Annotated in this window: 14 protein-coding genes; 9 read left to right on the top strand and 5 right to left on the bottom strand. The window is 57.4% G+C overall.

Annotation, left to right across the window (positions count from 1 at the left end):
• Position 1: 1 nt before the first annotated feature.
• Positions 2–964, bottom strand: coding sequence for a glutathione synthase (gene gshB, locus B3K78_RS09060; protein WP_286695194.1), 963 nt, complete (start codon positions 962–964; stop codon positions 2–4).
• Between the two features lie 362 nt (positions 965–1,326).
• Here gshB and pilG point away from each other — a divergent pair, with 362 nt between their 5' ends.
• From pilG to B3K78_RS09030, 6 genes are all read left to right on the top strand, one after another.
• The gene (gene pilG / locus B3K78_RS09055; RefSeq protein ID WP_027873260.1) at positions 1,327–1,710 is read left to right on the top strand and encodes a twitching motility response regulator PilG; all 384 of its coding nucleotides are present in this window, start codon (positions 1,327–1,329) and stop codon (positions 1,708–1,710) included.
• Between the two features lie 94 nt (positions 1,711–1,804).
• Complete coding sequence (locus tag B3K78_RS09050) at positions 1,805–2,167, top strand: response regulator (RefSeq protein WP_286695193.1); 363 nt, start codon at positions 1,805–1,807, stop codon at positions 2,165–2,167.
• Between the two features lie 14 nt (positions 2,168–2,181).
• Positions 2,182–2,724 carry a chemotaxis protein CheW gene (locus tag B3K78_RS09045; protein WP_204994776.1) on the top strand — a complete coding sequence of 181 codons (543 nt, stop codon included), beginning with the start codon at positions 2,182–2,184 and terminating at the stop codon, positions 2,722–2,724.
• Positions 2,725–2,772: 48 nt separating this feature from the next.
• The gene (locus B3K78_RS09040) at positions 2,773–4,800 is read left to right on the top strand and encodes a methyl-accepting chemotaxis protein (RefSeq protein WP_027873257.1); all 2,028 of its coding nucleotides are present in this window, start codon (positions 2,773–2,775) and stop codon (positions 4,798–4,800) included.
• A 64-nt stretch (positions 4,801–4,864) separates the two neighbouring features.
• A complete protein-coding gene (locus B3K78_RS09035) occupies positions 4,865–10,138 on the top strand; it encodes a hybrid sensor histidine kinase/response regulator (RefSeq protein WP_286695192.1) in 5,274 nt (1,757 codons plus the stop codon).
• Positions 10,135–10,614 (top strand): CheW domain-containing protein, encoded by a 480-nt coding sequence (locus B3K78_RS09030; RefSeq protein WP_286695191.1) that lies wholly within the window; start codon positions 10,135–10,137, stop codon positions 10,612–10,614. The genes B3K78_RS09035 and B3K78_RS09030 overlap by 4 nt, the downstream gene beginning before the upstream one ends.
• Positions 10,615–10,617: 3 nt before the next feature.
• Here the strand turns inward: B3K78_RS09030 and B3K78_RS09025 are convergent, their stop codons facing one another.
• Both B3K78_RS09025 and argA read right to left on the bottom strand, forming a co-directional pair.
• Positions 10,618–11,349 carry a 16S rRNA (uracil(1498)-N(3))-methyltransferase gene (locus tag B3K78_RS09025; protein ID WP_286695190.1) on the bottom strand — a complete coding sequence of 244 codons (732 nt, stop codon included), beginning with the start codon at positions 11,347–11,349 and terminating at the stop codon, positions 10,618–10,620.
• Positions 11,350–11,368: 19 nt separating this feature from the next.
• Positions 11,369–12,676: an amino-acid N-acetyltransferase gene (gene argA / locus B3K78_RS09020; protein ID WP_286695189.1), complete on the bottom strand. Its 1,308-nt coding sequence runs from the start codon at positions 12,674–12,676 to the stop codon at positions 11,369–11,371.
• 106 nt (positions 12,677–12,782) lie between these two features.
• Between argA and B3K78_RS09015 the strand changes: the two genes are divergently transcribed.
• A complete protein-coding gene (locus B3K78_RS09015; protein ID WP_286695188.1) occupies positions 12,783–13,655 on the top strand; it encodes a hypothetical protein in 873 nt (290 codons plus the stop codon).
• A gap of 69 nt (positions 13,656–13,724) precedes the next feature.
• On the top strand, positions 13,725–14,381 hold the full coding sequence (locus B3K78_RS09010) for a 2OG-Fe(II) oxygenase (RefSeq protein ID WP_286695187.1): 657 nt from the start codon (positions 13,725–13,727) through the stop codon (positions 14,379–14,381).
• 1 nt (position 14,382) lies between these two features.
• On the opposite strand, the gene B3K78_RS09005 is transcribed toward B3K78_RS09010, so the two are convergent.
• Positions 14,383–15,009: a class I SAM-dependent methyltransferase gene (locus tag B3K78_RS09005; RefSeq protein WP_027873251.1), complete on the bottom strand. Its 627-nt coding sequence runs from the start codon at positions 15,007–15,009 to the stop codon at positions 14,383–14,385.
• Between the two features lie 136 nt (positions 15,010–15,145).
• Here B3K78_RS09005 and B3K78_RS09000 point away from each other — a divergent pair, with 136 nt between their 5' ends.
• Positions 15,146–15,802: a glutathione S-transferase family protein gene (locus B3K78_RS09000; protein WP_286695186.1), complete on the top strand. Its 657-nt coding sequence runs from the start codon at positions 15,146–15,148 to the stop codon at positions 15,800–15,802.
• Between the two features lie 19 nt (positions 15,803–15,821).
• Here the strand turns inward: B3K78_RS09000 and B3K78_RS08995 are convergent, their stop codons facing one another.
• The gene (locus B3K78_RS08995; protein WP_286695185.1) at positions 15,822–17,702 is read right to left on the bottom strand and encodes an ATP-binding cassette domain-containing protein; all 1,881 of its coding nucleotides are present in this window, start codon (positions 17,700–17,702) and stop codon (positions 15,822–15,824) included.
• Position 17,703 lies beyond the last annotated feature (1 nt).

Genomic DNA, 17,703 nt, shown 5'->3' with positions numbered 1-17,703 from the left:
ATTACCGGGCCCGTTTGGCTGCCAGTTTATTCGAAATTGCATCCATGAGCTGGCCGGCAATGTCGGTGCCAAACTGCGCATCGATTTCGCGGATACAGGTAGGGCTGGTGACATTGATTTCCGTCAGCGAGTCGCCAATAACGTCCAGGCCAACAAACAGAAGTCCCTTTTCGCGTGCTACCGGAGCGACCTGGGCGGCTATCCAGCGGTCGCGTTCGCTGAGCGGCTGTGCCCGCCCACTGCCACCTGCTGCCAAATTACCGCGGCTCTCTCCGGCGGCGGGAATCCGCGCCAGGCAGTAATCGACCACCTCGCCGTCGACCAGCAAGATGCGCTTATCTCCCTCTTTAATTTCGGGGAGGTAGCGCTGTGCCATGGTCATGGTGCGGCCGTGGTTCGTGAGGGTTTCAATGATCACTGAAACGTTGGCATCGTCGGGGCGCAGGCGAAAGATAGAGCTGCCGCCCATACCGTCGAGTGGCTTCATGACGACGTCGCCGTGTTCGCGGTGGAAGGCGCGCAAGCGGGCGGGGTCACGGCTGACCAGCTGGGTCGGTGTGCACTGGGGGAATTGCAGTGCGAACAGCTTTTCGTTGCAATCACGCAGTGATTGGGGGCGGTTCACCACCATGGCGCCCTGGCGTTCGGCCAGTTCCAGTATGTGAGTGGCGTAGAGAAACTCGTTATCGAATGGGGGGTCCTTGCGCATCAAAATGACGTCAAGTTCTCCAAGGTCGATGTCTTGGGCGTCGTCGAGCTGATAAAAGTTGTCGGGGTTTTTGAATGGGGTGATCTTGCGCACCTGCGCGCGCGCAGCCCCTGTGGTGATATACAGGTCGCTCAGCGTCATGTAATCGATATGCCAGCCGCGCTCGTCGGCGGCCCAGAGCATGGCGAGAGTGGAGTCTTTTTTGTAGTTGACCTGTTCGATCGGGTCCATGACCACGCCTAAGCGAATCGTCATTTAATCACCTGTGGCAAATATGTGAGACAGCTCCCAAACCCTTAATGAATATGGGGACGCGACCCGAAGGCCTTGCGATGATGGCGAGGTATTTGGGTAGGGGCCTTCATGAGGGAGGCGCTATCTACGGGTAAACGCGCTATGCTCTTTTGTGGAGCATGCTCTCATCGCTCAACTAAAATACCGTATTCCCCGTGCTTACGGCAATTGGTGTTGCGGTAAAGCCGCCTGCCAGTGGGCGCTTTTACATAATAAGATGATGGCGGGTGCGAGCATTCCGTGGTAAAAATTTCGCTCTGAAAATAGGTTGCGACGCACCGTCGCGACGCTATCGGATTGGCACAGAATAAGGTTGTGAGTTTATGGAAGCCAATTTTTCTGACCTGAAGGTCATGATCATCGATGACAGTAAAACCATTCGCAGAACGACGGAGACTTTGCTCGCCAAGGCGGGCTGCACCGTGGTGACGGCAATAGATGGCTTTGATGCGCTGGCAAAAATCGCCGATACCAAGCCCGATATTATTTTTGTCGATATCATGATGCCTCGGCTCGATGGTTACCAAACCTGTGCCTTGATCAAGAACAACAGCGAGTTTAAGTCGACGCCGGTGATCATGCTCTCAAGTAAGGACGGCTTGTTCGACAAAGCGAAAGGCCGTATCGTTGGGTCGGATCAGTATCTGACCAAGCCCTTCAGTAAGAATGAATTACTCGATGCCATTCAGGCACACGTATCAAACTGATAATAAATATAAACCACATAAAAGGGCCGCACAGAAAGGCCTGCTATAAACCCCTGAATCTACAAAACAGGGGTGCTACTGCGAGAGGGATGTAATGCCACGTGTATTGATCGTTGATGATTCGCCCACAGAAATTGTGAAGATTCGCCAAATTCTCAGTAAAAACGGCTACGACGTGATTACTGCAGAGAGTGGCGAGCGGGGCATTGAGCTGGTGCGAGCGGAAAACCCCGACGTTGTACTGATGGATATAGTGATGCCGGGCCTCAATGGCTTTCAGGCAACACGTCAGCTCAGCCGGGACCCTGATACCAGCGGCGTACCGGTGATTATTGTTACCACGAAAGATCAAGAAACGGATCGCCTCTGGGGGCAGCGTCAGGGGGCGAAGGGCTACCTGACTAAGCCGGTAGACGGCAAGCTGTTGATCAAAACGATTGAGTCAGTTCTGAATTAAGGTAGCCCGTCACCATGACCGAAGCGCAGAGCGCCTTTCGTTATCTAAGTGAGCTGGCCCGTCGCAGTCGCCGTGCCGACGGCGACGTTGTCGAACAAACCGACAGCCAAGAATCCCTGTGGAGCGGTATCGGTTTCGCTATTGGTTCCCAGTACTGTGTGGTGCCTATGGGCGAAATTGTTGAAGTCCTCAGCGAGCCTCCGGCAACTCGGCTTCCGGGTGTGAAAAGCTGGATCAAAGGCGTTGCCAATGTGCGGGGACGTCTGTTGCCGCTGCTGGATCTCGCACAATTCCTTGATGACACATCCGCAACGGCCAGTGGTCAGCGCCGCGTATTGGTGCTTGAGCGCGGCGAGATCTATACCGGCCTGGTCGTGGATGACGTTTTCGGTATGCAGCATTTTCACGCGGATGCATTCAGTGAAGAGCTCGGCAGTATTTTGCCGCCAATGCAGCGCTTCAGCGACGGTGTTTATCGGCAGGGCAGCCGGGAATGGGCGCTATTCAGACCACTAAAACTGATGGAAGTCAGAGACTTCTACGACGTCGCCGTATAGGCGCGACAACGACAAGAAAAACATGGAAATATCCTGGAGTCGGGGCAAATGAAAGCAGCAAGAAAAGGCGATGCCGCTAAGCTAAAAACGGGGCGTGCGGCCAGTGTTATTGTCGCATTGATGCTGGTTGGGTTTATCGGGGCAGGCTTTAACACCTATGTGATACTGCGCGATGCCGGCTACGATCAGCGCTACTTGGAGTTGACGGGTGAAATGCGTCTCTATGCGCAGCAGCTGGCCAATGCGTCGCGCGAGGCCGCGCTGGGTGACACCGCCTCCTTTGATACGCTTGCCAGGGCGCAGCGGAATTTTGGTGCGGTGCGTCGCGAACTGGTGGAGGGGAGCAAAGACCTGCCCTCGCCGGCGGACATGCTCGGCGGCGACATTGCTCAGCTCAATCGCTTGTGGGCACAGGTAGACAGTGCTGCAGAAACCATTGTTAGCAACCGCGAGCGCATCGTTTTTCTCTACGAGGTCGCTGCAAACCTCAACCAACTCATCCCCCAACTTCAAGATGCCTACAACAAAGTTGTAGGCATTATGCTCAAAAGCGATGCCTCGGCGAACCAAGTGGCCATTGCTCAGCGCCAGTCCCTGCTACTGGAGCGGATTGCGCGCAACGTAGACCGCATGTTGGAAGGCACCGATGCGGCCACCGCGGCAGCCGAGCAGTTTACGGTCGACGCCAATGAATTTGGTACGGTACTGCGCGGCATGCTGGCGGGCAATAAGGCGATCGGCGTGGCCCCGGTTGCCGACAAAAATGCGCGCAACCTGCTGATGCGGGTCGGGCAGGACTTTCAGATGATTAGTGGTTCGGTGGACGAAATTTTCCAAGTGTCTCCGGAGCTACTGAAGTCGGCAGAAGCGGCAGGCGTGATTGTCGTAAATGTTCCGGAGATTATGCAGGTCACCAGTAACCTTTCCAGTCGCATTAGCCGGCTTGATGAAGAGCGCCCACTGTCGGTGGTTACCGCGATTGGCTTTGTGGGCGTCGTTGTTATTGCACTTGGCCTATTGGGTATGAACTCCATCCGCACTGCGCAGCAGCGCTTGCGGGCAACGGCGGAAACCAACGAGCGAAACCAAACGGCAATCTTGCGCCTGCTTGATGAATTGGCTGACTTGGCCGACGGTGATTTGACAACGTCGGCAACGGTGACCGAGGACTTCACCGGGGCGATTGCCGACTCGATTAACTACACCATCGACCAGTTGCGGGTCTTGGTTTCGCAGATTAACGAAACCGCGCAGGAGGTGTCGCTCGCGGCCCAGGGGTCACAGGCCACCGCGCTGAACTTGGCCGAGGCCTCAGAGAGTCAGGCCCGCGAAATTGCCGGTGCCTCGGCGGCCATCACCGAAATGGCGGTAACGATCGACAAAGTATCCAGCAATGCCCGTGAATCTGCTGCGGTTGCCCAGCGCTCGGTAGCGATCGCTAATACAGGTGCTGAAGTCGTACAGAACACGATAAAAGGCATGGACAATATCCGTGAGCAGATTCAAGAGACATCCAAGCGTATCAAGCGACTGGGTGAGTCGACGCAGGAGATCGGTGACATCGTCTCGCTGATCAACGATATTGCCGATCAGACCAATATCCTGGCACTGAATGCTGCTATTCAAGCCTCGATGGCCGGTGATGCGGGTCGTGGTTTTGCGGTGGTCGCGGATGAAGTTCAGCGTCTTGCTGAGCGCTCGTCGGGTGCGACAAAGCAGATTGAGGCCCTGGTAAAAACGATTCAGTCCGACACCAATGAAGCGGTTATTTCCATGGAGCAAACCACCTCGGAAGTGGTCCGGGGGGCACGCCTTGCTCAGGACGCGGGTGCCGCACTAACAGAGATCGAAACGGTATCTCAGGAATTGGCGGAATTGATCGAAACGATCTCAAACGCAGCGGCCGATCAGGCGAAGTCGGCGGGGCAAATCTCGTCAACGATGAAGATCATTCAAGAAATTACTTCGCAAACCTCAGCGGGTAGTACCGAAACAGCGAATTCGATTGGGGAGTTGGCCACCATGACCGACGACCTGCGCAGCTCGGTGGCCGGTTTCACCTTGCCGAACCAATAGCATAAGCCCTGAGCGCTGGCCGACAGGGGCTGTCGGTGAAAAATAGGAACAAAGGCTGACGGATATGAGTGACCGCCGAGATTTTATTGCGCTGGAGTGGCTGAGCGAAGAGCTTAAAGCCACACTGCTGCAATGTGCTGCGATGATTCGCGATTCTGCGTTACACAGCAGTGAGCCGGCAACGCTTGAGCCACTCAGCGGTCAGCTGCACCAAGTGCAGGGCTCGCTACAAATGATCGAGTTCAGCGGTGCCGCGCTGTTGCTGGCAGAAATGGAAGCTGCCGTAACCGGAGTGATAGAGCGCGACGTACCGGTGGCGCAGCGCGGAGACCTGCTGGAAGCGGTTGCCGTTGCCTGTGAGGCGTTACCTCGATATTTCGACTCTTTGCGCAATGCGCGCAGCGAACTGCCGGTCGATCTTATTCTCGTTTTCAACGAATTGCGCGCGGCGCGCGGTGGTCGCCTGCTTTCCTCGGGGCTGCTGTTTGAGGCCTCGCAAACACAGCTCGCGGTGGAACCCTCGCTGCAGCGCGATGACTTGGCTGAGTTAATGGCCAAGCTTCACAAAATGTACCAAATTGCCCTTAAGGCCTACCTCGACGGTGGCGACGATGACAAAAATCTCGCCTATCTGCATAAAGTCTGTAGCCGCGTGGCGCGCTTACAGAGTGAGCAGGCCAGCTATTTGCTGTGGCAGTCTGCGAGTGTACTTATTGAAGCGATTCAGGCTGACCGTCTCCCCGCGGGTGCGGTGCGCATCGACTTCCTGCACCGCTTGGGGCATGAAATTCGCACCCTTGCCAACGGCGCACCCTCCGATGCGTCGCGACATGCCTTGCTCGACGATATTGTGTTCTACGCACTGTGCAGTGCCAACGAGAGCGAGGCGCTGAGCCGGCTTCGCAAGACTCAGGGTTTCCCTACCGGTCTCACCTCTTTTGAGGGCCAGCAGCAGTTTATTGCCACCGCCCAGCCGCGCTTGGTTGTGGCATTGCGGGATTTATCGGCAGAGCTGGATAGCGGCGTTGAAGCCAGCCGCTTAAATGAACGGGTCGAGGTCTTTGCCGACGCCATGGCGATATTGGGCTTAATCCAGCCCCTGTATGCGCTGCGCAGCGCGGCTGCCGGTATTGAATCCGGGGTTGAGAGTGCACAGCTTAGCTTGAGCCGCGTGCTTGCGAGAGTGGCCGAGCAGCTCGATGTTGAGCCAGAGCCTGTTGCACCCCAACTGCCGGCGAGTGGTGAGCAGCAGTCGACGATTGGTGCGGCGCGCGCCGAATTGGCAGACATTCAGGAAGCCCTCGTCAACTATGTGGCAGAACAGTGCCAGCATCACTATTTGCAGGGCTTGCCACAGCGTATCAGTGATTTGGCGCTCGCGCTGCAGGCCAGCGAACACGCCGATGCCGCTGCGGTGATGGGGCGGGCAGCGGATTACATTCGCGAGCAATTAGTGAACGCCGAACAGGTGCCAGAGTGGCCAATGCTCGACGCGTTGGCCGATGCAATGACCTCCGTTGATTATTACCTGGAGCGCAGTGCCGACGGGCCGAGGGTAGAAGACCAAGGGCTGATTCGGGTCGCTGCGGAGTGTGTGGCAAGGCTGGGCTATCCCGTCGACCAAAGCGCGCCAGATAATATCGTTGCCATGCCGGTTAAGGCGGCTGACGAGGCATCCTTAGCTGAGGACGAGAGCGAAGAGTTTGTCGATCCCGTCGCCACCTCAGAAGAGCTGGCTCTGGATCCCGATGTGCTCGATATCTTCATCGAGGAAGCTGGAGATGTTCAGGCAAGCCTGGGCGAGAAGTTACCTCGCTGGCGCGATGGCCTGTCATCGCCGTCACTGTTAGCGGACGTGCGCCGAGCCTTCCACACCCTGAAAGGCAGTGGGCGAATGGCGGGGGCGGAGCAGTGTGGCGACTTTGCTTGGGCGATTGAGAACATGCTCAACAAGGTTGTCGACGGTTACTTCACGATGGATCCGCTGCGCCTTGGTGTGGTTGAGCGAGCGGCTCAAATACTCCCCGAGCTGATCGAAGAGCTGTCTCATAAAAGGGCCTTACCGCCGTCGCAGTTGCGCGATTTACTTGCCGATGCAGAGTTGTTGGCAAAGGAGCAAAGTCCGGAGCTCAGTGCGCCGGCGCCTGCGGCCAGCGACGGAGAACAAGCCGAACTAACCGCCGTGTTTATCGGCGAGGCGGAAGTTCACCTGCGCCAGGTTGAGCAGTTTCTTCAAGGTGTTTACAGCTATCCCGTTCATCTCAGCGATGAGTTGCAGCGCGCCCTACATACCTTGAAGGGCTCGTCGAAAATGGCCGAAATATGGGCGGTGGCCAGTATCATTACGCCGCTGGAAGGGCTGGTAAAAGAAGCCCGCTCGATGCGCATCGCGGTGGATGAAGCGTTCATACAGTTGGTCGCCGATGTGCTGGCGGAAACGCGCAAGCTAGTGCAGCGTTTGCGCCATAGCCCGGCTTCCAGTTTGGAGGCATCATCGGCGTTGCGCGAACGTATTCAGCAGGCCGAAATCAGCTTGATGGCGCAGGCGGAAACCGCCGAGGCCCAGCGACAAGCCGGCCAAATAGCCCCTGATGCGCTAAATCAGTTCTTACTCACCTTTGGCGATCATATTCAGGGCTTGATCGATAAAATTCGCGATGCCGGTCAGTCGATAACTGCCTCGGTCATGCAGGAGTACGCGCCGATAATGGGGCAGTTCGCCCAGCGCGCAGAGGATATTGGCAGTGAAAGCACCGCCGAAATAGCGCAGGCCCTGCAGGTATTGCTCAGCCATGGTCGCGACCCATTACCGGCCGAGTTCTTGCAGTTGACCGAGCGTGCCCTCGACCAACTGATGGACGACCTGAATCAAATTGCTGCGGAAAACAGTGCCGAGGTGAATGCAGAGCTGCTTGAGCAACTGCGCGACTTCGACGCCTCGGCGCTTGTCGAAACGCCCGCCGCTGGTCTTGCCGCTACTCCTTCATCGGCTGCGTCATCGGCTGAGTTGTCTGAAGACAGTACCGCGATGGCAGCGCCATTGCCCGCGGCCGATCTTGAGGATATCGACCCGGATATTCTCGAAATCTTTATGGAAGAGGCAAGGGACTTACTGGAGGGCTTGGACAATGCCCTGCACAGTTGGGATGAAGATCGTGACAATCCCCGCTACCTAGACGATGTGCAGCGTTATTTGCACACCTTTAAGGGTGGTGCGCGTCTTACCGGGCTAACGGCGATGGGTGATTTCGCCCACCAGATGGAAACCGAAATCTCCGAATCCCTCGCCAAAGGCGAGGCGTCGTTGGCGGACTTGCTGCCGGTTGTTCAGCAGGCGCAAGACAAACTGGTGGCAATGCTCGACGGTTTGGACACCGAGGTAGCCGCCCCTCCCCCCGCAGAACCGGTTGTGACCTTAGAGGTCGCGCCGGCGTCGGAGGAAGTGGCTCCTAAACCTGCTGAAGGCACGGCGCCGCAGTGGTCTGCGATACAGGCTCGCGGCCCGCAGGAGATGATCAAAGTACCCTCTGAGTTGTTGGAGCGCTTGATCAACCTCGCCGGTGAAACCTCGATTGCTCGTGGTCGTATCGAAGAACAGGTGAGTGAAGTTCATTTCTCACTGGAAGAAATGGAAATGACCGTTGAGCGCTTGCAGGAGCAGGTGCGCCGGCTGGACATGGAAACCGAAGCGCAAATTATTCACCGCCAGGAGCAAATGGAGAGTGAGGGGGCTGAGGGCTTCGATCCATTGGAGTTCGACCGCTACTCACAGCTGCAACAGCTGTCGCGAGCACTGTTGGAGTCGGCGTCGGATTTAGTCGATTTGCGCAATACGGTCGTCGATAAAAGTCGCGATATGGAAACCTTGCTATTGCAGCAGTCGCGAGTAAATACCGAGCTTCAAGAAGGCCTGATGCACTCGCAAATGGTGCATTTCTCTCGCATGGTTCCGCGTTTGCGGCGCGGCGTACGTCAGCTGTGTGGCGAGCTGAATAAAGACGTCGACTTCAAGGTTTACAACGCCGAAGGCGAAATGGACCGCAGGGTGTTAGAGCGGATTATTCCAGCGCTGGAACACATGCTGCGAAACGCCATTGACCACGGCATAGAGTCGGCGGAACAGCGCCAGCAAAGCGGTAAGCCTGCTCAGGGTGAGCTGTCGATGCGCTTTGATCGCCAGGGCGGTGATGTCGTGATTACGATTAGCGACGATGGCGCGGGTATTGATTTGGCTGCGGTTCGGGCCAAGGCTGAGCGCATGCACTTGGTTGCAGCGGGGGCTGAACTTAGCGAACGTCAGTTACTCGATTTTATTTTCCATGCGGGCTTTTCCACCGCAGACAATGTTACGCAGATCTCCGGCCGCGGCGTGGGTATGGATGTGGTGCACAGCGAGATCAAGCAGCTCGGCGGTTCCATCGAGGTGAGCACCTCGCAAGGCCAGGGCAGCCGCTTTGAAATTCGCCTACCGTTTACGGTGTCGGTTAACCGCGCTCTCATGGTCAGTGTCGGGGGTGAGGTCTATGCCGTACCACTGAACAACATTGAAGGTATCGTGCGCGTCAGCCCTTATGAGCTGGAGGTTTACTACGAAGACGGTGGCCCCGATTTTGAGTATGCCGGTCAGCAATACAAGCTGCGCTATATGGGGCAGTTGATGGGTGTGTCTGCCCCCCACTTAGAGGGCCAGTTGGAGCCGAAACCTGTACTGCTGATTCGCAATGCCGAGCCGGCCACCGCGGTGCAGGTCGACTCATTGATGGGTTCGCGGGAAGTGGTGGTGAAATCACTGGGGCCGCAGTTTGCCGCCGTGCCGGGATTGTCTGGCGCCACGGTGCTGGGTGATGGCAGTGTGGTGGTGATTTTGGATATGCTGGCCAGCATCCGTGCCGATGCAACGCGGCGCTTGAGTGGTTCTGAAATGCAGGGGCAGTTGCCCAGCAGCGACGTTCCCGTCAAACATGTCATGGTCGTCGACGATTCGGTGACTGTGCGCAAGGTGACGTCGCGCTTACTTGAGCGTCAGCAGATGAAGGTCACACTGGCGCGCGATGGGCTGGAAGCCGTCAACCAGTTGCAGGAAATGGACGCGCTGCCGGATGTCATATTACTGGATATAGAGATGCCGAGGATGGACGGTTTTGAGGTGGCTAGCCGCCTGCAGAGCTCGCCGCGCTTCAAGGACATTGCCATTATTATGATTAGCTCGCGTACCGGCCAGAAGCACCGCCAGCGAGCGTCAGGCCTGGGTGTCACGCGCTTCCTGGGTAAACCCTATCAGGAAATACAGCTGCTAAAAGCGATTGAGGAAGTTATGTCGAAGGTGGACGCGGAATGATGCATGCCTTACCTGATGCCTCCTTGGCGAACCTGATTATGCCCATCTCCGGTGGCGGGCTGCTGCTACCCAATAGCTGTGTGGTGGAGGTTGCCAGTGCGCGACAGTTGAGCTCTGCCATGTCATCGACCTTCATCTTGGGGATGCTGCGCTGGCGCCAGCGCGAGATTCCATTGGTGTGCTTTGAGGGCTTGCGCGATGGTGAGTTGCCTGCAGAGCCAGCGATCCGGCAAGTGGCGGTGATGGCCGGACTCAACGACCGCGAGCGCCTGCCGCACTACGCGATCTTGCTGTCGTCGGTGCCCCACTTGTTAAGTGTTCACGCCGGCGATGTTAAAACCTTGGACCACTGTGAGGACCAGCCGGCGATTTTTGCCGACGTTGAAGTGCATGGCCAACGCTTGTTGATACCGGATATTGATGTACTTGAGGAAAAGATCCTCACGGAACTCTCCCCTGCAGAGCAGGCGGAGTGATCGCTAGGCAAAATCTCCCCAGCGCGCCTGAAGAACACTGATCGCCGCCAGTGGTGCCGTTTCGGTGCGCAGAATTCTCGGCCCCAGGGCCATGCAGTTAAAGCCCTGCTCGGTGCTGCGGGCAACCTCATCGTCAGTGAGTCCGCCTTCGGGGCCAACCAATAAGGCAACACTTTTTGGGGCCGGCGGCGGAGCGACATCCTCGCCGTGGTGAGGGCTGAGTACCGCTCTGTAATCGGCGCGGCAGCTATCGATCCAGTGCTCAAGTTCCTGAGGGGTGGCGACATCTACCAGCTGACTGCGGCCGGATTGTTCGCAGGCGCTGATCATGACTTGCTGCCAATGCCGCCATTTCTTTTCTTCGCGCTCGGCATTGAGCTTCACATCGACCCGTTCGCTGCGCAAGGGCACTATCCGCGCAACGCCCAGTTCAGTCGCTTTCTGAACAACCCAGTCCATACGGTCGCCCTTCGAGAGACCAATGCCAAGCTCGATTCGCAGCGGTGACTCGCAGTCCTGCGAGCTGTCCACATCAGTGACCGAGCACCACAACTGGCGCCGGTTGGCGTCGGAAATGGTGGCCAGATAGTCGTTGCCGTCGCCGTTAAACAGGCGCACAGAGCGGCCCACTTTCATGCGCAGCACCTGCAGCAGGTAGTGTGCTGCGCGCTCCTCCAACTCAAGCTGCTGGCCATTGCTTAGGGCTTGCGAGGTATAGATTCGGGGAATTCGCATTATCTAACTACCTTCCCCGTTACAGTGCTTTGATAAACGCTTTTGAGTTGCGCTGAAAGTTGTAGAGTTTCTGCTTGGCTTCGGGCAATTCGGTAAAGGGGCATTGCACATAGCCCTGCTCTTGAAACCAATGAGCGGTTTGCGTGGTTAGTACAAAAACCTGGTTTAGCCCCTGTTGCCGGGCGTCCCGCTCAAGTTGGGCCAGCAGTCGCTCGGCGCGATCGGCGCCGCGGTAGTCGGGGTGCGTGGCGACGCAGGCTATTTCCCCGGCGCCGGCTTCGGCGTAAGGGTAAAGTGCTGCGCAGGCGATGACCATGCCATCGCGAACCAAAATCTTGAAATGACCGATTTCATTTTCCAACAGTTCGCGCGAGCGTTTCAGCAATACGCCCCTCGCCTCCAGCGGCTCAATTATCGCTAAGATGCCACCGATATCGTCAATGCTGGCGGTGTGGAGTTGCTCGTAATGTTCCTGGGTTACCAGCGTACCCGCGCCGTCGCGAGTAAAGAGCTCTTGCAATAGGGCGCCGTCCTCGGAATACGACACCATATGGCAGCGATCAATGCCAAGGTCTCCGGCGTCAACAACCGCTTGCACAATACTGTCTCTTCCCAGGGTGGGCTGTCGTTGCAGCTCGGCATCGACATCACGGTACTCACACTGGCGGATCAGGCGCTGTTCGCTGTCTAATAAACCTGCGGCGCCAGTGAGCAAAATCAGCTTGTCGGCTTTTAGGGTCGCGGCGGTATGAACGGCAACGTCTTCGGCGCTCAGGTTGAAGATTTCTCCCGTTGGCGAATAGCCGAGTGGCGACAGCAAGACGATGGCCTGCTGATCCAGCTGCTGGCGGAGTGCGCTGGCATCGACCTTGCGGACCACGCCGGTGTGCTTAAAGTCGACTCCGTCGATCACGCCCATCGGCCGGGCTGTGACAAAGTTGCCTGAGCAAACGCGAATGGCCGCCCCGTGCATGGGCGAGTTGGCAACGCCCATCGACAGCAGGGCTTCGATATGGGCGCGCAGTGAGCCGGCAGCATCGGTTACGCAGCGCAGCTCTTGTTCGTCAGTAATGCGTAAGTCATTGTGGAATTGGCTGGACAGGCCTGCGTCGCTGACGCGCAGTTCTATCTGAGGTCTGGCGCCGTGCACGAGCACCAGCCGCACCCCAAGGCTGTTTAGCAAAGCGATATCGTGCACAATATTCGCGAAATTGGCATCGGCTATCGCCTCGCCGCCGAGCATCAGTACAAAGGTTTTTCCACGGTGGGCGTTGATATACGGTGCGGAATTTCTAAACCATTTCACGTATTCGGTGTGTTCTGACATGGCGGTGGCCGCTTGCTGTGTTAATAGGGGTATTTTGTTTGCATGGTCAGTAGCTTACAAGGCATTTTTGAAAAATGCTTGGGCCTAGTGAGTGCAGGGGGCCGCGGTGAGGCCTAGCCGGCAGCCTTCGCAGGCTGTGGAGCAGTGGGCGAGCGAGCTGGCCGAGGATATCGACCGGCATTTCCTGCAAGCACATGAGCGGCTGGATGATGTGTACCGTCGCGAGTTCAGAGCCTTGCCCGCCGTTGTGCGCCGTCACTGGCAGCACCGCCGGGATATTCCGGCGGATTTAGCGGCACTGCCGCGCAGCCTGTGGCGGATCGTTCGCCGCAGACCTCACAGCGTCAGGCCGCTTACCGGTAAAGAGCAGGCTGTTGCCCAGCTGTTGGCAGACCACGTGATTGACCTCAATGGGCTGCAAGCGCTGCTGATGAATCGGCTGGCGTCTCACCCAGATTACGACCCCAATGCGGTCGCGCAGCTGCAGTCAGAGTTGGCGCCCTTGCAGCCAGAGTTGGCTGAGCGGCGCCTGAAGCAAGCTGTCGCGCGATGGGGGCTAAGCCAGGATAGCAGTCGCGATATGCTGGTGTTCCTCGCTCTCGGGCTTGCCGGCAGAGGCCTGAGTGACAAAGTGTTGTTTGGCAGCGCGTCTCTGTTGGGGGCGTCGGCAGCCAGCTCTTTATATATTGCCAATCAAGGCTGGTTAACCGCCTGGTGGTCGAGTTGGGTTGGTGTGCCCGCATGGGTTTCAATCAGTGGTGCGGCGGCGGGGATGGTGGGCGTATTACTGCTGACACCGCTAGCTGCGCCCTTTGTTGAGTGTGGCATGAACCGGATGTGGCGTCGGCAACGCTTGCACCGATTGTTAGACGAGGTGCATCGCCAGCTGCGTCCGCCGCTGCGCGAGCAACTTTGGCATTACGGCAGCTACTTGCAGTTTTTGCCTGATTTACTGTTGTTGCTGCGGCAGCTCAAATAAAAGATGTATTGGCAGGGCTGGCGCGGGTTACACTCCGCGACTTTCTAGCCGCTATTTTCTGGGGGGGGTGTGGCAACAGAGCCATTGGACAGCGCGCAGTCGCGCGAAGCGATGTTTGATGAGCTGGCAGCGGCGCTGTCGGAGCGCGGCTACGCGGTTATTCAATCTGCGCTTCCCAGCCGCTTAGCGAGCCCGTTGCAGCAGCGAGTCGCTTCTCTGGATGACAGTGCCTTCCGCCCTGCGGGAGTGGGGCGACAGCAGGCCTATCAGCGCGACGACTTTGTGCGCAGCGACCATATACGCTGGTTTTCTGACAGCGAGCCGAGCGAGGCGGAGTATTTGGCGTGGATGGAAATGCTGCGCGTCGGTATCAATCGGCGGCTTTTCCTCGGCTTGTTTGATTATGAGTGCCATTTTGCGCGCTACGCTCCGGGTAGTTTTTACAAAAAACATGTCGACGCTTTTCGCGGACGTAGCAACCGCGTACTGTCGACGGTGTTCTATCTCAATCCGCAGTGGGGTTCTGCCGATGGCGGTGAGCTGCTGATATACAGTGGTGACGGTCAGGTGGAGGCGTCAGTTAAGCCGACGATGGGAACCCTGGTGGTCTTCCTCAGCGAGACGGTTCCCCACGAAGTGCTCCCCGCCGCGCGCCTGCGCCATAGCATTGCGGGTTGGTTTCGGGTCAATGCGAGCTTGGGTGCAAACATCGACCCACCGTCGTAGCTTACAGGCGCCGCAAAATACCCAGACTATTCACACGCTCGACCGCTTCAAATAAGCCGGAGGCAAGTGCCAAGCGATAGATAGCAATAGGCGCTTGACCGCCCTCTTCGGGGTTGGGAAATAGGTCGTGAATAGCCAGAATGCCGCCGCGTTGAATGTGGCTTGTCCAGCACCGGTAGTCGTTTAGGGCTGCCTCGAGACTGTGCCCACCATCGATGAAGACCATTGCTAACGGGGTTTGCCAATGCTTGGCACACACTTCGGAGGGCGCAACCAGCGGCACCACCCACTGCTCAAAGTTAGCGCGACGGATATTTCGGCGAAACTCTGCAAAGGTGTCGAAGTGGGCGTCGTTGGCGTTGTACAGCTCGGGGTCGTGAAACATTTCCCCCAATTGGTGTTCTTCTGAGCCGATGTGGTGGTCAACGGCGTACACAACACCGCTCTCTGGGGCGCTATCCTGGCAAGCCTTGGCAAGATAGAGAGTAGATTTTCCGCAATAGCTGCCCACTTCTAACAGGGCGCCCCGCGGGGCTTGCTCGCAGCCGTGGCGGTACAGGGCATCGGCTTCGTCATCGGCGAGAAAGCCTTTCACAAGGGCGATATCGATGGGCAGAGAAACGGGCATGGTGTTCACCAAAAAATACGGAAGCGAAACCTTAGCCAAAGTCCTGTCGGTGAGCAACTTACCATCCTGTCAGCTTTCACTCTGTTGTGTCGCGTGTCTATACTGATGAGCTTATTACCTCGATCTGGAGAACAACATGCTTAAGCTCTATGGGTTTGCTGTGAGTAATTATTTCAACATGGTTAAGCACAGCCTGTTGCATAAGGGCATTGATTTTGACGAGGTCACGGTATACCCGAGTGCCGAGCCCGACTACCTGCGCAAGAGCCCACTGGGCAAGGTGCCTTGCATTGAAACCGATCAGGGCTTCCTCGCAGAGACCAGCGTGATAGTGGAGTACTTGGATGCGCGCTACCCAGACCAGTCGCTGCTCCCAAGTGACGAGTGGCAGCGAGCGAAGTGTCGGGAGTTAATGAAGATTATCGAGCTGTATTTAGAGCTTCCTGCTCGCCGGTTGCTGCCAGCGGTGCTGGGGGCAGCAAAAGCCGATGACAGCGTTGTCGCCGAGGTTGCTGAGGCACTCGACAAGGGCGTTCGGGCGCTGTCGGCGCTGGTTTCGCCTCAGCCCTTTGTTATGGGTGAGCAGATGACGGCTGCGGATATTGTATTGCGCTACGCTCTGGTCGTTGTTGAACTGGTTAGCGGCGCCTTGTATCAGCGAGATATCTGCGCCGAAGTGGCCGGTCTGCCTGAGTGGAAGGCGCGCATGGCGGAGATGCCCATCAGCCAGCAGCTGGATGCGGAGTCTGAAAAAGCCATGGCGGCCTTCATGGCAATGGTTCAGGGCAAGTAGCCCGCTAGCACTGGCAGGCTCAGTCTGCCAGTGCTTCCAGTTGTTCTTGCAGTTCCAGCCACGCCTCTTCTGCAGTGTTGTTTCCTGTTTGCAGGCGCGCCTGCTCAGCCAATAGTGTTTTCAATTGTTGTTTGTTGGCCTCGTCGTACAGGCTGGTGTCGGCGAGCTGAGCTTCTATGGCCTGCAGTTGCTCGGCGACTTTTTGCAGTGTCCGCTCTAGTTTTTTGATCTCATTGTTGAGGGGGGCCAGTTTTGCGCGTTTCGCGGCGGCGTCTTGGCGCGCTTTCTTCTTGTCGACAACGGGCGCCGTGCTGGCCGACTGCGGCTTATCGCCAAGTTCTCTGTTGCGGCTCAATAGCCATTGGCGGTAGTCATCCAGGCTGCCGTCGAAGGGGCTAACCGAGCCATTGTCGACAAGCAGTAGCTCGTCGACGGTATTGCGCAACAGGTGGCGGTCGTGGGAGACCACAATCACCGCACCTTCAAATTCCTGGAGGGCGCTGGTGAGCGCGTGACACATCTCCAGGTCCAGGTGGTTGGTGGGCTCATCGAGTAGCAGGACGTTGGGCCGCTGCCAAACAATAATGGCGAGTGCAAGGCGCGCTTTTTCACCGCCGGAGAAATGTAAGCAGCTACCCTCGGCGCGCTCACCCTTAAAGTTAAAGCCGCCGAGAAAGTTACGAATATCCTGCTCTCGGGCGTCGGGCCGGAGACGCTGAAGCTGCAACAGCGGGCTGGCATTGAGATCCAGAGACTCCAACTGGTGTTGGTGGAAGTAGCCCATGTGCAGGTGTTCGCCGCTGTGGCGCTGCCCGCTGAGTGGCGTTAGCGTCCCCGCGAGGGACTTCATTAGTGTCGACTTACCCGCGCCATTAGCACCGAGCAGGCCTATTCTGCTGCCTGGGTGAATGCTCAGGTTTACCTTGTTGAGTAAGGGCTCACTATACCCCAGCGCGGCATTACTGAGTCCCAGCAGCGGGTCGGAGTACTGGCTCGGCGCATAAAAGCGAAAATGGAAGGGGGAGTCCACATGCGCGGGGGCGATCTCGCTCATGCGCTCAAGGGCTTTAAGTCGGCTTTGTGCCTGCTTGGCCTTACTGGCTTTGGCGCGAAAGCGGCGCACAAAATCTTCCATATGGGCGCGCTCAGCCTGCTGCTTTTCATAGGCTTGCTGTTGCTGCGCCAGGCGCTCTGCTCGCTGGCGTTCGAAGGCACTGTAATTGCCGCGATAGCGATGGAGCTGATGGTGTTCCAGGTGAACGACAAAGTCGCAGCAGGCGTCGATAAAATCTCGGTCGTGGGAGATAAGCAGCAGCGTACCTTCATAGCGTCGCAGCCACTGTTCCAGCCACAGGCTGGCGTCGAGGTCCAAGTGGTTGGTCGGTTCGTCGAGCAGCAAAAGGTCTGATGGGCACATCAGGGCCTGGGCTAGATTGAGGCGGATGCGCCAGCCCCCTGAAAAGTCACTGACCGGCTTGTCCACCTCTGTCAGCGCAAAGCCCAGCCCCTGCAGGAGTTGTTCGGCGTCGCTGCGAATTTGGTAGGCGTGGATCAGCTCCATCTCCGCCAACAGCTCGGCAAGGCGATGGTCGTCATTGCAGGCCTCGATATCGGCCTCGATACGGCGGTAGTGCTGGTGGCCGTCAATCACATATTCGATTGCCGGCCGGTCGCTGGCTTCTACTTCCTGGCGCATTTGCGCGATCTGCCATTGCGCAGGTATCTGCAGGTCGCCGCTGTCATAGCTGAGTTCATTGCACAGCAGTTTAAACAGGCTGGATTTACCGCTGCCATTGGCACCAACCAGCGCCATGTGCTCGCCCGGATTCACGCGCAGCGACGCCTCCTCTAGCAAGGCTTTGCCACCGCGTTGTAAGCTGAGATTTATCAGTTCAATCATG

The organism is Spongiibacter sp. UBA1325, from assembly GCF_002306875.1.
GTDB classification, from domain to species: domain Bacteria; phylum Pseudomonadota; class Gammaproteobacteria; order Pseudomonadales; family Spongiibacteraceae; genus Spongiibacter; species Spongiibacter marinus.
This window is presented reverse-complemented; position numbering and strand designations above follow the sequence as displayed.

Excerpts from the sequence above, each read along its gene's own strand:
- gshB (WP_286695194.1), bottom strand. The coding sequence starts at position 964 with ATGACGATTCGCTTAGGCGTGGTCATGGACCCGATCGAACAGGTCAAC.
- pilG (WP_027873260.1), top strand. The coding sequence starts at position 1,327 with ATGGAAGCCAATTTTTCTGACCTGAAGGTCATGATCATCGATGACAGT.
- B3K78_RS09050 (WP_286695193.1), top strand. The coding sequence starts at position 1,805 with ATGCCACGTGTATTGATCGTTGATGATTCGCCCACAGAAATTGTGAAG.
- B3K78_RS09045 (WP_204994776.1), top strand. The coding sequence starts at position 2,182 with ATGACCGAAGCGCAGAGCGCCTTTCGTTATCTAAGTGAGCTGGCCCGT.
- B3K78_RS09040 (WP_027873257.1), top strand. The coding sequence starts at position 2,773 with ATGAAAGCAGCAAGAAAAGGCGATGCCGCTAAGCTAAAAACGGGGCGT.
- B3K78_RS09035 (WP_286695192.1), top strand. The coding sequence starts at position 4,865 with ATGAGTGACCGCCGAGATTTTATTGCGCTGGAGTGGCTGAGCGAAGAG.
- B3K78_RS09030 (WP_286695191.1), top strand. The coding sequence starts at position 10,135 with ATGATGCATGCCTTACCTGATGCCTCCTTGGCGAACCTGATTATGCCC.
- B3K78_RS09025 (WP_286695190.1), bottom strand. The coding sequence starts at position 11,349 with ATGCGAATTCCCCGAATCTATACCTCGCAAGCCCTAAGCAATGGCCAG.
- argA (WP_286695189.1), bottom strand. The coding sequence starts at position 12,676 with ATGTCAGAACACACCGAATACGTGAAATGGTTTAGAAATTCCGCACCG.
- B3K78_RS09005 (WP_027873251.1), bottom strand. The coding sequence starts at position 15,009 with ATGCCCGTTTCTCTGCCCATCGATATCGCCCTTGTGAAAGGCTTTCTC.
- B3K78_RS09000 (WP_286695186.1), top strand. The coding sequence starts at position 15,146 with ATGCTTAAGCTCTATGGGTTTGCTGTGAGTAATTATTTCAACATGGTT.
- B3K78_RS08995 (WP_286695185.1), bottom strand. The coding sequence starts at position 17,702 with ATGATTGAACTGATAAATCTCAGCTTACAACGCGGTGGCAAAGCCTTG.